Source organism: Shewanella sp. SP1S2-4 (genome assembly GCF_031932075.1).
Classification (GTDB): domain Bacteria; phylum Pseudomonadota; class Gammaproteobacteria; order Enterobacterales; family Shewanellaceae; genus Shewanella; species Shewanella baltica.
The window spans coordinates 103,650-120,771 of sequence record NZ_JAUOET010000003.1 but is presented as its reverse complement, the minus strand read 5'-3'; the positions used below and the strand labels follow the sequence as shown (position 1 = coordinate 120,771).

Sequence of the window (17,122 nt, the reverse complement as noted above, 5' to 3'; positions counted from 1 at the left end):
ATCCCTATTTAGTGGATCCCTATCCATTGGAAAAATAGCACCATGGCCTACTCTACCTTCTGTCAAACACCCAACGATGCCACCCGTGAACCTATGTTTTTAGGTCAATCTGTCAACGTGGCTCGTTACGATCAACAAAAATATGAAGTGTTCGAAAAACTGATAGAAAAGCAGTTATCTTTCTTTTGGCGCCCGGAAGAAGTAGACGTCAGTCGTGATAAGATTGACTACGGTGCATTGCCTGATCATGAAAAACACATCTTTATTTCGAATCTGAAATACCAAACCCTACTCGACTCGATTCAAGGTCGCTCGCCCAATGTGGCCTTTTTACCGCTGGTGTCACTGCCTGAATTAGAAACTTGGATTGAGACTTGGTCTTTCTCTGAGACAATTCACTCGCGCTCATACACCCACATCATTCGCAATATCGTTAACGATCCTTCAGTGATCTTCGACGATATCGTCGTGAACAAAGAAATCTTAAGCCGTGCGACCGATATCGCCGCTTATTACGATCACTTGATCCAACTGACTCAGATATTCCATTTACTCGGTGCAGGAACCCATGTTATCGATGGCAAAGAAGTCATAGTCAATACCCGCACCCTGAAAAAAGCCTTGTACCTATGCATGATGTCAGTCAACGCCCTAGAAGCTATTCGTTTCTATGTTAGCTTTGCCTGCTCATTTGCCTTTGCTGAACGTAAACTGATGGAAGGTAACGCGAAAATCATTCGCCTTATTGCACGTGATGAAGCCTTACACTTAAACAGCACTCAGCATATTTTAAGCATCATGCAAGGCGGTAAAGACGATCCAGAAATGGGTGAAATTGCTGCAGAATGCCAACAGGAAGCTTTCGATTTATTCTTCAAAGCCGCAGAGCAAGAAAAAGAATGGGCAAAATACCTGTTCAAAGACGGCTCTATGATAGGTTTGAATGAACAGATCCTGTGCCAATACGTTGAGTTTATTACTAATCAACGCATGAAGTCGGTGAATCTACCGCAACCATACCCAGAAATAACCAATCCATTACCTTGGATGAAAAACTGGTTAGAAAGCGATGCAGTGCAAGTTGCACCACAGGAAGTTGAAGTCTCTTCATACCTTGTCGGCCAAATCGACTCCGCGGTTGATGGCGATGAATTCCTCGACTTCGATCTATAACGATATATAAGACGCTTAAAAGTGACGTTACAAAATGGCATTAAAACAGTGACATCAAAAAAACGGCCACAAAACCTGTTTGCGAAGGCGCCGATCGTGCGCCTTCAAGGTCAACCTGTGTTGCTCTTTACCGAGCAACAAGGCACTTTGCTGCAAGCGCTCGAAGCCAAAAAAGTCAAAATCTTCTCAGAATGTCGCAACGGTTTCTGCGGTGCCTGCAAAACACGCGTCATCAGCGGAAAAGTCAGCTACTTAAACGAACCCTTAGCCGAACTTAAACATGATGAATGTTTGCCCTGCTGCTGTGTGCCTACCGAAGATTTAGAGCTCGACTTGTCACCTGAAGGTGCGGCCGTAGTCACCTATGCTGCCAAAGGGTCACAACACATGGGCCGCAACGGCCATTCACCAACACAGAGCGCTATATCCCACGGTTCAAAGCAGCAAGTCTCGCCAACATTCATCGAAGTGTGCGAAAAATGACCTCTGAGTCTGATAGGGGCTAATTGAGCCTAGCGGTTTAAATGTCTTTTTTCGCCATCACCCTATGCAGCTCATTGACCTCTGTCAGCGCCGCACTGCCATACCAAGGTAATAATTCCAGCACTAGACTGCCCGCTTGAATTGCAGGATCGGTTTCCGTTAAGGCTTTTGCCTCTTCAACCGTATTAACGTCAAAGACATAAATACCGCGTAATTCGCCATCGTGTAAAAAGGGCCCCGCCAGCACTAATTTGCCCTCATTGGCAAGGCGGGTGATATTGTCCAAATGCGCCCTTTGCAATTGTTCGGCCTGTGCCTGTGTTCTATCCCGATTAGGGCCCCGCTTTAAAAAAGCCATTACATAGTGCTTCATACCGTATTCATCGGCACCGGCATTTTTAGCACGCTGCGCGTCAAACGGTGGAGTACTGTGGGCCGAAAAACTCACCATTAATCCACATAATAGGCAAGTGATAAGGCTGATGGTGATCTTAGCGTTAAAGACAGTGTTAAGCTGCATAGCGGTTCCCTCTGCGTGGGTTATGGGCGAGTTATGTTGCTTAATTTAAGCATTTAAACCTTAGCGTATTTGCGGCAACTATGTTGAAAAGGCAATAAAAAAGCCTGATTAAGACTCAGGCTTTAGATGCTATATGGGCTTTTGAAAATGACTATAAACGCATCGCCAGTTCGGCGCCTTGGCGAATCGCCCGTTTAGCATCAAGTTCTGCGGCGACATCGACACCGCCAATTAAATGCACTGGCATGCCTGTCGCTTTCATCTCATCCACCAAAGTGCGATTCGATTCTTGGCCAGCGCAGAGGATAACATTATCCACTGGCAATACTTCTGCTTGCTCGCCAACGCGAATATGTAAACCCGCGTCATCAAACTTATCGTAACTCACGCCTGTTTTCATCTTCACATCATGTTGCTTAAGCACAAGACGATGGATCCAGCCGGTGGTTTTACCTAAGCCCTTGCCCATCTTCGACGTTTTACGTTGCAGTAAATAGACCTTACGATGATCGGTATTGTCGGAATGTGGTTCTGTTAGGCCGCCCGCATGCTGGTAAGTTTTATCTATGCCCCACTGTTGCAGCCATTTATCTGGGTCCAAGGTGCTAGATTGGCGCTCACATAAGTAATGCGCCATATCAAATCCGATACCGCCAGCACCAATCAAAGCCACCGTATTACCGACAGTCACTTCACCCGAGAGCACTTTTTGATAATCGACCACCCGTGGGTCATCAAAGCCGGGTAAGACTAAATCACGCGGCACAACGCCTGACGCTATCACTACTTCATCAAATTTTTCGGTCGCCAATACGCTGGCATCGAGGCGAGTGTTTAATCTCAGCTCCACCTTATGCAACTTAATTTGATTGATGAAATAACGGATAGTCTCGTTAAACTCTTCCTTTCCAGGGATTTTACGGGCGAGATTAAACTGTCCACCCACCTCGGATTTCGCTTCAAACAAGACAACATCATGGCCACGCATGGCGGCATAAACAGAAAACGCCATGCCCGCAGGGCCTGCCCCCATCACCGCAATACGCTTTTTATTTGCTGTGGGTAAGAAGTTGATTTCAGTCTCATAACAGGCGCGAGGATTCACTAAGCAGGTTGCGCGCTTGAGGGAAAAGGTATGGTCAAGACATGCTTGGTTACAGCCAATGCAGGTGTTGATAAGCTCCGGAGTGTTCGCCGCGGCTTTATTCACAAACTCAGGATCAGCGAGGAAAGGCCGCGCCATCGATACCATGTCAGCTTGACCAGAAGCAATAATCTGCTCGCCGATTTCAGGGGTGTTAATGCGGTTAGTCGCAATTAAGGGCACAGAAACTGATTGTTTGAGCTTTTCAGTCACCCACGCAAAGGCGCCGCGGGGCACACTTGTCGCAATGGTCGGTACGCGCGCTTCATGCCAACCAATACCAGTATTTAAAATAGACACGCCAGCTTGCTCTAACCACTGGGCGAGCTGCACCACTTCATCCCAAGTCGAGCCGTTATCCACTAGATCGAGCATAGATAAACGGAAGATAATGATGAAGTCTTTACCGACTTTTGCCCGTATCGCGTTAACAATCTCAATCGGGAATTGCGCCCGCTTTTCAAACGCACCACCCCATTCATCGGTGCGGGTGTTGGTGCGCGCACTGACAAACTGATTGATCAAATAGCCTTCAGATCCCATCACCTCAACGCCATCGTAACCGGCTTTCTTGGCAAGAGCGGCTGAGCTGGCGTAATCCTTAATGGTCGAGCGCACTTGACGGCTGGACATGGCAGACGGCGTAAAAGGTGTAATGGGTGATTTAATTTTACTCGGAGCTTGGGAAAAAGGATGATAACCGTAGCGGCCCGCATGCAAAATTTGCATGCAGATCTTACCGCCGGCCTCATGCACCGCCTGCGTGACCACGCGATGCTTACCGACTTGCCAAGGAAAACTCAGCTGACAGGCATGGGGCGTAAGGCGACCGCGAAGATTGGGGGAAATACCGCCCGTTACAATCAAACCCACGCCGCCCAGAGCGCGTTCTTTGTAGAACGCTGCCAGTTTCTCAAATCCGCCCTTTTCTTCTTCCAAACCTGTGTGCATTGAGCCCATAAGCACGCGGTTTTTGAGCTGGGTGAATCCCAGATCTAAGGGTTCTAATAAATGGGGAAACGACATTCAAACATCCTTTTAAAACAAGTGATTTAAATCAGCATACCTTGAGTCAAATCTAAGCTCAACCGTTGGATCGAGGCCATTAGTCAAAATCCTTTACAATTGTGTTTAGCCTGTAGCGCCATTTTCAGTTAGCATGGGCAGATTGGACTTATAAAGGAGTGGCAAATGTCCGCTAACCCATCGTTTTTCAAGAGAATATGTTTGTTTATTTGGCACACCCTCAACGGGACGCGTAAACTGATACTCAATCTGATCTTTTTTGGCATCTTAGCCGCCATTATCATCTCCATTGGCAGCAGCGAAGATATTCAAGTTGAAGATAATTCAGCACTGGTGCTTAATCTGGCTGGTTCGATTGTCGATCAGAAGCAACAGGTCGATCCCTTAGAAGCCGCATTCAAGCAAGGCAATAATGGCAATGCCGATGGGGAAATCCTGCTCGCCGATGTGCTATATGTGATTGATAATGCCGCGCAAGATCAAAGGATTAGTACCCTAGTACTTGATCTAGCCGATCTCAAACGTGCTGGGATCAGCAAGCTGCAGTCTATCGGTGATGCACTTAACCGCTTTAAAGAAAGTGGCAAAAAAGTGGTCGCCATCGGCAATTACTACGAGCAAAATCAATATTTCCTCGCCAGCTTTGCCGACACTATTTACCTCAATCCCCAAGGCGGCGTGTCGCTTGATGGCCTGAGTATGTACAACCAGTACTTCAAATCGGCCTTAGATAAACTCAAAGTTAAAGCGCATATTTTCCGCGTAGGGACTTTTAAATCTGCGGTTGAACCCTACATGCGTGACGATATGTCCGACGCCGCTCGCGAAGCCAGCAGTGCGCTTTTAGCTGATGTATGGCAAAGCTACACCCAGACTGTCGCAGGCAATCGCAATATTGAGCCTAACTCACTGGTACCCGATGCAACCACTTATTTGGCCGAGCTCGATAAAGCCAATGGTGACTCTGCGGCAATGGCCATCAACATGAAATGGGTTGATAGCTTAGCGACCACGGAAGATTTTCGTCAAACCATGTTAGAAACCGTGGGCAAAGCCAGCAGCGGTGACAGTTTCAAGCAAGTGAGTTTTTATGATTATTTAACCTTAGTGACGCCATTGCCAAGCTTTGTTGAGCAAGACAGTGTCGGCATTATTGTCGCAAGTGGCACGATTCTGAATGGTACTCAACCTGCGGGCCAAATTGGCGGCGAAAGCACTGCCGAGCTGTTACGTAAAGCGCGTTTTGATAAACACGTTAAAGCCTTAGTACTGCGTGTCGATAGCCCTGGCGGCAGCGCCTTTGCCTCGGAGCAAATTCGTCAAGAATTACTAGCACTTAAAGCAGCGGGTAAACCTGTCGTCGTCAGCATGGGCAGTTTAGCGGCTTCAGGAGGCTACTGGATTTCGGCCAGTGCCGACTACATCTTCGCAACGCCAACTACGCTTACGGGCTCGATTGGGATCTTCGGCATGATCACCACCTTTGAAGATTCTCTGGCCAGTATAGGCGTACATACCGATGGCGTATCAACCTCTGAATGGGCAGGATTGTCTGTGACGCGCACGCTGTCACCGCAAGTTGAAGCGATTATCCAACGTCATATTGAACGTGGCTATTTAGACTTTATCTCGCTGGTCGCTAAAGAACGCAAGATGACCATAGAACAAGTCGATAAGATTGCCCAAGGCCGTGTTTGGAGTGGTAAAAAAGCCCTTGAGCTTGGCTTAGTCGATGAACTGGGTGATTTAGATGAGGCGATAGCTAAAGCCGCTAAACTCGCAGATATGACACTATTTGACACCCGCGTTATCGAACAAGAGCTGACACCCGAGCAACGCTTTATGCAACAGATGTTTGCCTCAGTATCGAGCTACCTGCCCGCCTCACTGAGCCAATCATCGATGTTAGAGCAAATGCTAGCGCAATGGACCAGCAGCTTGAAAACGTTAACCTCTTTTGATGATCCAAATAACGTCTACATCTACTGCGATACTTGCAACATAATGAACTAAATCTGCCAGCGCCTAGGTTGCAGCTCGCAACTTCAAGATGATGACAAAGACAAAGCCCGGCTCTCCGGGCTTTTTTATTGGGTTTATGTCAGTTAAATCGTATAATTCGGCCACTTGAAGCTAAGAAAACGACAAGAATGACTAAACGCTCCATTTATGTTGCCTATACAGGTGGCACCATCGGTATGCAAAAGACCGATAACGGCTTCGTCCCTGTGGCGGGATTCCTGACTCAGTGCGTGCAATCTATGCCTGAGTTTTACCATGAAGAAATGCCGACATTCGTGATCCACGAATACTGCCCGCTTATCGACTCTTCCAATATGGCGCCGACCGATTGGCAGATGATCGCCGACGATATACAAGCTAATTACGATAAATACGATGGCTTTGTGATCCTCCATGGCACTGACACCATGGCGTACACGGCTTCGGCGCTGTCGTTCATGCTTCAAGGCTTGTCAAAACCTGTGATAGTGACAGGTTCGCAAATTCCCCTTGCCCAGCTGCGCTCAGACGGTCAAACCAATTTATTAAACTCACTCTATATTGCGGCGAATTATCCGGTCGCAGAAGTGTGTTTATTCTTCAATAACAAACTCTTTCGAGGTAATCGCTCGACTAAGGCCCATGCCGACGGTTTCGATGCTTTTGCTTCACCTAACTTCCCGCTACTGCTTGAGGCTGGGATCAAAATCAATCTGCGCGCAGGCAAGATCACCGTTGCCAACGATACCCCATTGGAAGTGGCGCATATCAGTCCACAACCTGTGGGTGTGGTGACCTTGTATCCAGGGATCTCGACACAGATTTTTGAGAACATTCTGCAGCAGCCAGTTAAAGCCCTCATACTGCTAACATTTGGTGTGGGTAACGCGCCGCAAGATGCTGCCTTACTCAAAACCTTAAGGCAAGCGGATGAACGTGGCATAGTGCTGGTGAATCTTACCCAGTGTTTCCAAGGTAAGGTGAATATGGGCGGCTACGCAACGGGCAATGCACTCGCTAAAGCGGGCGTGATCAGTGGCGCCGATATGACCATAGAAGCGGCCTTGGCAAAACTGCATTATTTACTATCGAAAAATTTGCAGCCAGCCGAGATAAAAGCGGCCATGTTGCAAAATCTAGTCGGTGAACTGAGCATAGATTAACGCCATAGTCTTTAAATATTTCCCTTATTGCTCAATCACTAGTAACAAGAAAGCCCATTAAATATGGGCTTTTTGATTTTAACTCAGATTAAACGGCGTCAAACTAATGAGTAAGCTACAAATCTTGTACTTTAAACTCGGCAATTGACTCACCGCGGAATTGCTTTTTCAGCTCAGCTTTAGACAGTTCATTGATTTTACCGTCGGGGGCAATAGTGAAATGCTCAGTTTGCTCAAGCTTACGGGCTTGATACAACATCACGACCTGCAGGGTAGAATCACGCTGCGCTTCACTTAGCACAGTGCCATCTTCCCACTTACCCAGCTCTGCTGCACTACGAAGCCTTTCATAGACTTCAATGGGCATTTGATCGATCACTTGATTAATATCTGTCATACACTTTTCCGCTTATGTAACACGATTCTGACTCGTGTGATGAGATAACCCACAAAACCAAACACGGAGCATATTCCGGCAATGTTCGCCCGCATACCTTCGGCAGGTTCACCACCCCAAAACCAAATCACCACGCCTGCAATAAACAAGGTCATAGCAACAAAACTCTGGTTCATTAAGCTGCTGGACTTTTGAATATGACTAATGCGCGTTAAGGACTCATTGTCACCATTGGTGCTCGCTTGACAATGGGGACATGAAGGCGCCTTACTCGACATCCGCTTGCGACACACTGGACATTCAATTAATGCCATATCAGCCTCGCCCTAACGTAAATTATCAACAACGGCGAGCATGGCAATAAGCGATGCTTCACCTAAATAAATACTGCGCTCTGGCGACCAACCCACAAAAGGATCGGCCAGATTGTTATTGTCTTTAAAAGGCATTTCGAGGGTATTGGATAAACACTCGAAGGTCTGAGCGACCCAATTAGACGCAACCGTTAGATTCGCTTGGCCTGGCTCGTCTTTGTCATAGCCAAACTGAGTTTGAAAATCAGCACTGGCTAAGGTTAATGCTTGACTGAAGTCCGCTTGCAGCTGCGCCAGCTTATCATTGTAGGCAGGCACGCCCTCACAACCCGCTAGAAACACATAAGGTAAGCCTTCATCGCCGTGGACATCATAAAACAAGTCGACACCGGTTTGCTGCATCTTGTTGACAACGTGGTACACCTCAGGACTCTTTTCTAAACTCGGCGTTTGCCACTCGCGGTTAAGATTAATCCCAATCGCATTGGTGCGCAGATGGCCTCTGACACTGCCATCGGGATTCATGTTCGGCACTATATAGAAATTGGCTTTGTCGAGCAGCGCTTTCGCTGTTGGACAATCATTATCGAGTAAACGATTCACTAGACCTTCTACTAACCATTCAGCCATGGTTTCGCCCGGATGTTGTCTGGCGGTGATCCAAATATTGCGTTTAGAAGGATCGCCATTCCCCACTTTCATCAGGGTAATGTCGCGGCCATCTATGGTCAGGCCCAAATGCTCTAAATTGACATCTGGGTGTAACTGGGCGCTGCTGAGTAAATCTAAGTGACGCTCATAGCTGTATGGCGCAAAGTAAGCGATTTGAATCGCATCGCAATCTAGCTCTAAGCTAATGCTCAGTTTGCCGTCTTTATATTGAGTCGGAATACGGAACCAATGTTGACGGTCGTAACTGGCTACCGCCTGATAGTCTTCCCATCCCTTGGTATAGGAAGCCGTCCCCGCGTTGATGATATTTAAGGTGTAATGGTTACCCACCTCACCTTCGAATCGAAAATTGAACCATTGATAAAACTCGCCGCCCGCATCGGGACGAATAGCAAGTTGAATATCGTCTTTATTATCAAGATTGACGACTTGGATATTTCCGCCATCAAAGTTGGCACTGATCCGCATAATGATTCCTAATAGGTTGTTAAAGCTAAGGGCAGTTAATGGCACGCGACTGATAGCACGCGGCACATTTTATTATATGGCCGATAGGATAAACCAAAACATCCCAAGGGGAAAACGAAAGCCAGTAAAATCAGTCAAGGCAGTTGCAGTCGACCTTTTATTGACCAAGTTTCACGCCAAACATCCGTCAAACTTAGCCGTTAACGAGGTGGTAAACGATGGTGTTAAGCCATAAAACTATAACCTTGGCCTCGCACTGTATTGATTAAGTTACGCGGCAAGCTGATGTTGGCTAATTTACGGCGCGTGTTACTAATGTGCATATCAAGATTGCGGTCAAATCGGCCCAGATCTTTTTGTAACACTGAACGCTGTAACTCTTGTTTCGTGATGACTTGACCTTTCCTTTCAAACAGATATTTGAATAATTTAAATTCGGTTTGAGTCAAATCTACATAACGGCTGCCAATGGTGATCCTATAACTCATATCATCAAAGTTAATCACTTTCGCCGCCACAGTCGCCATTTGCGGCTGATGAGATTGACTAATACAAAGACGGCGTTCTAAGGCGCGTAAGCGCACAAAAAACTCTTTGATGCTAAATGGTTTACTCAAAAAATCATCGGCACCTAATTCATAGCCAGTGATACGATCGTCTTCATTATCCCGTGCAGAGACCATCAATACCGGCGTTGAGCATTCCCGCGCTTTTAACAGCTCAAAACCATTCATTTGTGGCATGACTAAATCAAGCACTATGATGTCGGGAGCAAAACTTTCAATGCATGCCAGACCATCGACACCATTTTCCGCACATGCAACTTCATGCCCTTGTGTGCCCAAGGCATCGGCCAACCAAGCACTAAACAAGGGATCATCATCGACTAAGAGTATTTTACTCATCCTTAAAACCCAAACGAGAATCTATATCATTTATATTACCATGCGAATCGAAATGACTCTAGGCCTATTACATTCGTTAGGAAGTGTGATGTTGAAAACTGTGAACAAAATACGATATTAACAACCAATCAACGGATGATTAGCGACTCTAAAATCATCTCGTAAACTCCCAATAAAAAAGCGCCCTAAGGCGCTTTTTAGAAACTAAGAGTCTGAACTTAGCTTAGAATTTAACCGTTACACCACCGTAAATCACGCGGCCGATTGTGTCATATACTTGTGGAACTGTGCCACCATCACTACCGTTAGAAACACGTGATGGTTTTTCATCAGTGAAGTTTTTCACACCTAAACTAACAGTTGTCATATCAGTGATGTGATATGTTCCAGAAATATTGTGGTATAGCACTGAGTCAACATCATAGCCTTTCGCCAAGTCTGTCATCTCACCAATATAACGGTTGAAGTACATAACACTCCAATCATCTTGACCAGCTGAGAGACTGAAGTTATTACGAACCTTAGCGTAAGCACCGAAGTTACCGTCGATAGTATCAGTGTAATCTTTATTATCCTGCTCAAAGTTCAATAAATATGTCGTGTCATTGCTGATTTTCCAATCCAAACCTAAGCCTTCAAAGTTATAGGCTAAGTTAAAATCAATACCGCTAGTATCTTGATAACCTACGTTGGTTAACGCATTCGTTAGATTACGCAAGTCACCTTCTGGGGTAATATTAAACGTTTCACAAGCTGACGTAATGCCATCTTTACAATCATCTAAGCCAGCCTGAGTATCTAAACGGGCGATAGCGTTATCCACTTTGAAGCGCCAGTAGTCTAATGTCAGAGACATACCATCAAGATAGCTTGGCGAATACACTAAACCAGCCGTATAAGACTCTGACTCTTCAGGCTTCAAATCTGGATCAGAAGTACGGTTTACCAAAATTTGTCCTGGCTGTTCATCATCTGACAACCAAGGATTTGTAAGGTAATCAAACGATCCCGAATTACCACCATATAATTCAGCAACACTTGGCGCACGGAAGCCTGTAGCCGCAACACCCCGAACCATTAAGTCATCTGTTGCAGTGTATGTTAAACCAATTTTCCAAGTGGTCGCTTTACCGAATGTTGAGTAATCGTCTAAACGCAGCGCGAATTCACCCGTTAATTTCTCGGTGAAAGGCACACTTACTTCTTGAAAAATCGAAATAACGTTGTAGTTACCATCGGTTGGATCTTGCTGTGCTGCAGTACTTTCACCTGCGACAACAATTGGATCGGGATTATAGAAACCACTCTCACGGCGGTATTCAGCACCAATCGCAAAACCAACGGCACCCGCTTTTAAATCAAACAACTCACCATTCAAGCCGGCAGATAATGTCTGTTGTTCATTACCGCCATTTGCAGCCTCTGTATAACCAACAGCATCTTTCATCGCTTGTGTAAGTGGTGCACCACTCAACCAAGCATCAGGATTAGCATAAATAGCGTTACGCATATCGCTAGCATTGATAGAGTTCTCTACTGCGGTTTCTGCTTTGTTCTTACCAAATGTATAAGTAACATCCCAGTTCATACCTGTATGAACGTCTAAAGTACCCGCTAGACCACCTGATAAACGCCAAGTATCAGTATCCTGAGTATAAATACGAGGACCTACATCATTCATACGTCTAGCATAGAAAACTTGCCCATGATCATCAGGCTTAATACCTGCAGCAATCATATCACTATCAAGTGTTAAACACTTTAATGGATCTGCATCTGGTTGACCACAGACATCAAGATATAGCTGTGCAGGTTGGGCTGCCATTTGCTGATGAGAACGACGGTTGGTATAAATAGCATCTGCAGTTAACACAACATCATTACCCAGCTCTTGAGTCATGTTAGCAAATAAACTGCGACGTTCACTTGGTGTTTGATAGTAGCTATCTTGGGTGAAATCATAAGTCTCTGTTTGTGCTACCCAATTACCATTAGCATCTTGAACCATACCATCTAGTGAACCCGTTGGTATAATTCCACTCGCACCAGGTTTAGTCCAATCACGATCAGATTGGATCACACCACGTCGGTCAGAAAAAGCGGCACCAAAGGTGTAATTACCACCATCGGTGTTAAAACCGTATAGCGCACTGACATCACCACTTTCGCCATCGCCTTTATCAGTGCCACTGCCGTTGAAATCTAATTGGAAACCTTCAAAATCTTTCTTAGTGATAATGTTTACTACACCGGCAATCGCATCTGAACCGTAAACCGCAGAAGCGCCATCTTTCAGAATTTCAACACGGGCAATCATGGCAACAGGAATCGAGTTTAAATCCACTGCACTATCAGCGCCTGAACCCGAGTTCACCATGCGGCGACCGTTCAGTAGCACCAAGGTGCGTTGAGAACCCATACCACGTAAATCAACCTGTGCAACACCGTCTGCACCGTTGTTTGTCGTTGAACCTACGGCAGCACCTGCCATTGAAGTTTGTACTTGTAGCATCTGGTCTACAGAAGTGAAACCTTCTGCTTTAATCGCAGCAGCATCGATAACGGTTACAGGAGAAGCTGTCTCCATATCTTGGCGCTGAATGCGTGAACCCGTGACTTCAATACGTTCAACTTTTGCTTTTTCTTCCGCAGCAAATGCGCTTGACGTTACAAATGCACCTGAAGTGATAGATGCAACGATAGCTAAGTTAATAGCTGACGCGACTTTGGTTCTTTTGATCATGTATGAATGCTCCCTAGATCTTACTATTATTTTTATGCTTACAGCTTGTACAACTATTGATGTACTAGTGTTGCACTCGATACTGAGGATTCACTTTAACTCCGTCAACACTCAAAATATTAACCAACGGAAAAGCAATGTTAAAAAATTTAGATTACTTTGTTTTTATTTATGGTGAGTATTTTCAATAAAACTTGAGCATCATAGTTTACTAGAGGTTAAATCTTAATGGTGGCAAGTAATAAGTGATTAACACTGTTAACGAGTTACTTTTATGAAACATATCCAGCATCGAAAAGTGTGATCTGGATCACATTTAATTATTCAAGCGAGAGCCGTAAACTGGAATGAGGTACTGATTAACCACCACTTTAATTGCATACCCATGGACATTAGTAACTTATATGCAGCCATAATCATGGAGATAACCTAGCTAAATCAGTGCATAACAAAAGATACAAACAGTATTAGTTGTGCTATTTATGCACACAAATAAAATCACCTTCGAAATTTAAACAATATTGCTACAAATTATTCCGAATACCAAACCCTAGCAAAAGATAGCTGTAGTGAGTATTTGTGTTGAGGATTTAGTAACCTAAGGCAAATTATTAAATTAAGTTAATCTCAGAGTAAAAATCAATTTTGATGGTGGATAGTTCATATTTCGGCTCAACAAACAAACTAAATAGATACATTTGTTAATTAATTTAGGTTCGCGTCAATTAACTATAAATATACAGTTTTCTGTATAAAATCTATTATAATCGTCTAAATACTGAGCTTGAAAAGACGGGGCGTTCTGGAATGCTGATACAACTTAATGATGAGAAACTCATAGCTATCAAGTTTTAAAAAGTCTTATATTTAACGCCATTTCAAACGCTATTCGATTTGCCAAAATCTCACCCCTATTGTAACCAAAGTTAAATCTCACCCATAAAAAAGCGACCACTTAGGTCGCCTCTCATTATCGGTATTATCAAGCAGATGGTTATTCAGGTTTGATTAGCTCAAAATGCTGGTATGCCCGTGCGGTTGCAATTCGGCCGCGGGGCGTGCGTTGGATAAACCCTTGCTGGATCAAAAAAGGTTCTAACACATCTTCAATGGTTTCACGCTCTTCGCCGATGGCAGCGGCTAAGTTATCTAGTCCTACTGGTCCACCCATAAATTTATCGATAATAGCCAGTAACAATTTGCGATCCATATAATCGAAACCTTCACTATCCACGTCTAACAAGTCTAAAGCGTGTTCGGCCACAAACTTAGTGACGGCACCGTCATGCTTCACCTGCGCGTAATCCCGTACGCGGCGCAGCAATCGGTTGGCTATTCTCGGTGTACCGCGTGAACGGCGCGCGATTTCAAAGGCACCTTCAGCATCAATATCCAGCTCCATTACCTGCGCCGAACGCGTGACTATGGTGCTTAAATCTTTGATGTTATAAAACTCAAGCCGCAGCGGGATCCCAAAACGCGCCCGCAGTGGTGAGGTTAACGCACCTGCCCGTGTTGTCGCGCCCACTAGAGTGAACGGCGGTAAATCAAGCTTAATAGAACGCGCTGCAGGCCCTTCACCTATCATGATATCCAGCTGATAATCTTCCATCGCCGGATACAAAATCTCTTCTACCACAGGGCTTAATCGATGGATTTCATCGATGAATAACACATCACCGGATTCAAGATTGGTCAAGAGGGCTGCAAGATCGCCCGCTTTTTCAAGCACGGGGCCCGAGGTGGACTTAATGTTCACTCCCATCTCGTTCGCCACAATCATAGCCAAGGTGGTTTTACCCAGTCCTGGCGGACCGTAGATCAACATATGATCTAAGGCTTCATTACGATTCTTTGCCGCTTGAATAAACACCTTAAGTTGCGCCCGAGTGTCATCTTGGCCCGTGTATTCATCGAGCATTTTAGGGCGCATTGCCCTGTCGATGGATTCATCTTGAGCTTGGATCTGCGGCTGGATGAGTCTGTCTGCCTCAATCATTGTTCTTCCTTCTCGCAGCTTTCATCTTAATTATCATCATTATTCAATTAAAGCATCGACTTAAGGGCAGCTTTGATCAGAGTTTCAGAATCCATACCTTCTTTGTAGGCTGCAGAAACTGATTTACTCGCCTGCGGCGGTTTATAACCCAGCGAAATCAAAGCTGAAATAGCATCTTCTTCGGCACTATTAACTGTCGGCGCGGGTGAGTAATTAGATTGCAGTACGAACTCACGCTCTGAACCTGCAGAGGCTTCCATCAAGCTCTTAAGCTTATCGCGCATTTCTACTAGTAACCGCTCGGCGGTCTTCTTACCCACACCCGGTAATTTCACTAAGGTCACTATGTCATCACGCTCAACACAACCCACAAATTCTCCGGCTGTCATGCCAGATAAAATGGTCAGTGCGAGCTTGGGACCCACGCCATTGGTCTTGATCAGTAAGCGAAATAACGCCCTTTCCTGTTTAGTGATAAAACCATAGAGTAACTGTGCATCTTCACGCACCACAAAGTGGGTGTAGACCATAGTTTCATGGTTAACTTCAGGCAACTCATAAAAGCTGGTGAGCGGCATCTGCAACTCGTAACCCACACCATTAACATCGATCAAAATTTCTGGCGCTTGTTTCTCAACTAACACGCCCCTTAAACGACCTATCATCTGTACCGTCCGTATGTTCTTGCCGTTGCCCGGCCACTCAATGCGATTAAACTCTGGCTGGTGTGATAATGACACACAGCAACACCGAGTGCATCTGCGGCGTCAGCTTGTGGGGCTGCGGGTAGTTTTAGTAGTTGTTGGATCATGTGTTGTACTTGGGCTTTTTGTGCTCGCCCCGTGCCAACGACTGCGCTTTTAATTTGAGTCGCACTGTATTCTGCCACAGGTAAATTGGCGACCGTGGCGGCGACAATGGCCGCGCCGCGTGCTTGGCCAAGCTTGAGTGCAGAATCGGCATTTTTTGCCATAAATACTCGCTCAATTGCAAATTCGTCCGGTTGATACTGACGAATAATCTCAGTGATCCCATCAAATATTTGCTTGAGCCTGCCAGGCAGCTCTTCAGACGAAGTACGAATACAACCACTGCCGAGGTAAATCTGATGCCGTCCCTGACATTGGATCACGCCGTAGCCTGTGATCCGCGAACCTGGGTCAACACCTAAAATAATTGCCATTAAATGCCTTATAAGGGATCTGAATTGTCGTCTCAGTTCATAGGTTAACGAGTGTTCAAAGTTAGCGTGTTTGAGCAGAAATTGGTCTAGATTGACGCCCAAATCCAGCTCACAGTCAATCTAACCTAGGCTTGCCATCACGTCATCGGAGATTTCTGCATTATGATACACTTCTTGCACATCGTCATGATCTTCAAGGGTATCAATAAGGCGCATAAATTTTTCGGCGGTGTCTAGATCAAGCTCAGCTTTCGTCGAGGCTATCATCGCGATTTCAGCGTTATCTGCCACAAAACTCGCTTTATCGAGCGCATCTTTCACCATATAGAAATCAACGGGATCGGTGAACACATCCATCGCGCCATCATCATAGCTGACGATATCTTCCGCACCCGCTTCAAGCGCCGCTTCCATCAATGCATCTTCATCGGTTCCGGGCGCATAGGATAACACCCCACGTTTGGTGAACAGATAAGAAACCGAACCATCTGTGCCTAAGTTGCCGCCCGATTTACTGAACGCATTGCGCACACCGCTCACAGTCCGATTACGATTATCCGTCATGGTTTCAACCATCACAGCGGTGCCGCCTGGGCCATAACCTTCATAGAGAATGGTTTCGAGTTGCTGACCTTCCAACTCACCGGCGCCGCGTTTAATCGCGCGCTCAACCGTATCGCGGGTCATATTGCCGCCGAGGGCTTTATCAATGGCGACACGTAATCGTGGATTGGAATCGGGATCTGAGCCGCCTTCACGGGCTGCGACGGTTAATTCGCGAATGAATTTAGTAAAGAGTTTACCGCGTTTAGCATCTTGAGCTGCTTTACGGTGCTTTATGTTGGCCCATTTACTGTGACCTGCCATGGGAAGTCTCCTTAACTGAGGTGTCATCGCATAGCTTATCAAGAGCCGAAGTGTAATGGGTTGA

At 45.7% G+C, this 17,122-nt stretch carries 15 protein-coding genes; 4 read left to right on the top strand and 11 right to left on the bottom strand.

Annotated elements, in window-relative coordinates:
- Window positions 1–42 precede the first annotated feature (42 nt).
- Window positions 43–1,173, top strand: coding sequence for a class Ia ribonucleoside-diphosphate reductase subunit beta (gene nrdB / locus Q4Q52_RS04640; RefSeq protein ID WP_028759863.1), 1,131 nt, complete (start codon window positions 43–45; stop codon window positions 1,171–1,173).
- Between the two features lie 48 nt (window positions 1,174–1,221).
- Window positions 1,222–1,656, top strand: coding sequence for a class I ribonucleotide reductase maintenance protein YfaE (gene yfaE, locus Q4Q52_RS04635; RefSeq protein WP_259399863.1), 435 nt, complete (start codon window positions 1,222–1,224; stop codon window positions 1,654–1,656).
- 37 nt (window positions 1,657–1,693) lie between these two features.
- Here the strand turns inward: yfaE and Q4Q52_RS04630 are convergent, their stop codons facing one another.
- The gene (locus Q4Q52_RS04630; RefSeq protein ID WP_259509724.1) at window positions 1,694–2,176 is read right to left on the bottom strand and encodes a YciI family protein; all 483 of its coding nucleotides are present in this window, start codon (window positions 2,174–2,176) and stop codon (window positions 1,694–1,696) included.
- Between the two features lie 151 nt (window positions 2,177–2,327).
- Complete coding sequence (locus Q4Q52_RS04625; RefSeq protein ID WP_311987795.1) at window positions 2,328–4,346, bottom strand: NADPH-dependent 2,4-dienoyl-CoA reductase; 2,019 nt, start codon at window positions 4,344–4,346, stop codon at window positions 2,328–2,330.
- 165 nt (window positions 4,347–4,511) lie between these two features.
- Between Q4Q52_RS04625 and sppA the strand changes: the two genes are divergently transcribed.
- Window positions 4,512–6,359 (top strand): signal peptide peptidase SppA, encoded by a 1,848-nt coding sequence (gene sppA / locus Q4Q52_RS04620; RefSeq protein ID WP_311989952.1) that lies wholly within the window; start codon window positions 4,512–4,514, stop codon window positions 6,357–6,359.
- Between the two features lie 137 nt (window positions 6,360–6,496).
- The gene (gene ansA, locus Q4Q52_RS04615) at window positions 6,497–7,510 is read left to right on the top strand and encodes an asparaginase (RefSeq protein ID WP_006086774.1); all 1,014 of its coding nucleotides are present in this window, start codon (window positions 6,497–6,499) and stop codon (window positions 7,508–7,510) included.
- 115 nt (window positions 7,511–7,625) lie between these two features.
- On the opposite strand, the gene Q4Q52_RS04610 is transcribed toward ansA, so the two are convergent.
- The 9 genes from Q4Q52_RS04610 to Q4Q52_RS04570 form a co-directional block, all read right to left on the bottom strand.
- Window positions 7,626–7,907 (bottom strand): YeaC family protein, encoded by a 282-nt coding sequence (locus Q4Q52_RS04610; protein ID WP_106650587.1) that lies wholly within the window; start codon window positions 7,905–7,907, stop codon window positions 7,626–7,628.
- Window positions 7,904–8,221, bottom strand: coding sequence for a zinc ribbon domain-containing protein (locus Q4Q52_RS04605; protein WP_311989951.1), 318 nt, complete (start codon window positions 8,219–8,221; stop codon window positions 7,904–7,906). The genes Q4Q52_RS04610 and Q4Q52_RS04605 overlap by 4 nt, the downstream gene beginning before the upstream one ends.
- 12 nt (window positions 8,222–8,233) lie before the next feature.
- Complete coding sequence (locus Q4Q52_RS04600) at window positions 8,234–9,361, bottom strand: M14-type cytosolic carboxypeptidase (protein WP_311989950.1); 1,128 nt, start codon at window positions 9,359–9,361, stop codon at window positions 8,234–8,236.
- Between the two features lie 224 nt (window positions 9,362–9,585).
- Complete coding sequence (locus tag Q4Q52_RS04595; RefSeq protein WP_311989949.1) at window positions 9,586–10,266, bottom strand: response regulator transcription factor; 681 nt, start codon at window positions 10,264–10,266, stop codon at window positions 9,586–9,588.
- A 223-nt stretch (window positions 10,267–10,489) separates the two neighbouring features.
- Window positions 10,490–13,009, bottom strand: coding sequence for a TonB-dependent siderophore receptor (locus tag Q4Q52_RS04590; RefSeq protein ID WP_106650591.1), 2,520 nt, complete (start codon window positions 13,007–13,009; stop codon window positions 10,490–10,492).
- Between the two features lie 994 nt (window positions 13,010–14,003).
- On the bottom strand, window positions 14,004–15,008 hold the full coding sequence (gene ruvB, locus Q4Q52_RS04585; protein WP_006081741.1) for a Holliday junction branch migration DNA helicase RuvB: 1,005 nt from the start codon (window positions 15,006–15,008) through the stop codon (window positions 14,004–14,006).
- A gap of 47 nt (window positions 15,009–15,055) precedes the next feature.
- Window positions 15,056–15,673 carry a Holliday junction branch migration protein RuvA gene (gene ruvA / locus Q4Q52_RS04580; RefSeq protein ID WP_006081742.1) on the bottom strand — a complete coding sequence of 206 codons (618 nt, stop codon included), beginning with the start codon at window positions 15,671–15,673 and terminating at the stop codon, window positions 15,056–15,058.
- Window positions 15,670–16,191: a crossover junction endodeoxyribonuclease RuvC gene (gene ruvC, locus Q4Q52_RS04575; protein ID WP_006081743.1), complete on the bottom strand. Its 522-nt coding sequence runs from the start codon at window positions 16,189–16,191 to the stop codon at window positions 15,670–15,672. The genes ruvA and ruvC overlap by 4 nt, the downstream gene beginning before the upstream one ends.
- A 120-nt stretch (window positions 16,192–16,311) precedes the next feature.
- Window positions 16,312–17,058, bottom strand: coding sequence for a YebC/PmpR family DNA-binding transcriptional regulator (locus Q4Q52_RS04570; protein ID WP_311989948.1), 747 nt, complete (start codon window positions 17,056–17,058; stop codon window positions 16,312–16,314).
- Window positions 17,059–17,122 lie beyond the last annotated feature (64 nt).

What these genes read in the sequence shown, in the direction of transcription:
- nrdB (WP_028759863.1), top strand. Translation starts at nt 43, where the DNA reads ATGGCCTACTCTACCTTCTGTCAAACACCCAACGATGCCACCCGTGAA.
- Q4Q52_RS04630 (WP_259509724.1), bottom strand. Translation starts at nt 2,176, where the DNA reads ATGCAGCTTAACACTGTCTTTAACGCTAAGATCACCATCAGCCTTATC.
- Q4Q52_RS04625 (WP_311987795.1), bottom strand. Translation starts at nt 4,346, where the DNA reads ATGTCGTTTCCCCATTTATTAGAACCCTTAGATCTGGGATTCACCCAG.
- sppA (WP_311989952.1), top strand. Translation starts at nt 4,512, where the DNA reads ATGTCCGCTAACCCATCGTTTTTCAAGAGAATATGTTTGTTTATTTGG.
- ansA (WP_006086774.1), top strand. Translation starts at nt 6,497, where the DNA reads ATGACTAAACGCTCCATTTATGTTGCCTATACAGGTGGCACCATCGGT.
- Q4Q52_RS04610 (WP_106650587.1), bottom strand. Translation starts at nt 7,907, where the DNA reads ATGACAGATATTAATCAAGTGATCGATCAAATGCCCATTGAAGTCTAT.
- Q4Q52_RS04605 (WP_311989951.1), bottom strand. Translation starts at nt 8,221, where the DNA reads ATGGCATTAATTGAATGTCCAGTGTGTCGCAAGCGGATGTCGAGTAAG.
- Q4Q52_RS04600 (WP_311989950.1), bottom strand. Translation starts at nt 9,361, where the DNA reads ATGCGGATCAGTGCCAACTTTGATGGCGGAAATATCCAAGTCGTCAAT.
- Q4Q52_RS04595 (WP_311989949.1), bottom strand. Translation starts at nt 10,266, where the DNA reads ATGAGTAAAATACTCTTAGTCGATGATGATCCCTTGTTTAGTGCTTGG.
- Q4Q52_RS04590 (WP_106650591.1), bottom strand. Translation starts at nt 13,009, where the DNA reads ATGATCAAAAGAACCAAAGTCGCGTCAGCTATTAACTTAGCTATCGTT.
- ruvB (WP_006081741.1), bottom strand. Translation starts at nt 15,008, where the DNA reads ATGATTGAGGCAGACAGACTCATCCAGCCGCAGATCCAAGCTCAAGAT.
- ruvA (WP_006081742.1), bottom strand. Translation starts at nt 15,673, where the DNA reads ATGATAGGTCGTTTAAGGGGCGTGTTAGTTGAGAAACAAGCGCCAGAA.
- ruvC (WP_006081743.1), bottom strand. Translation starts at nt 16,191, where the DNA reads ATGGCAATTATTTTAGGTGTTGACCCAGGTTCGCGGATCACAGGCTAC.
- Q4Q52_RS04570 (WP_311989948.1), bottom strand. Translation starts at nt 17,058, where the DNA reads ATGGCAGGTCACAGTAAATGGGCCAACATAAAGCACCGTAAAGCAGCT.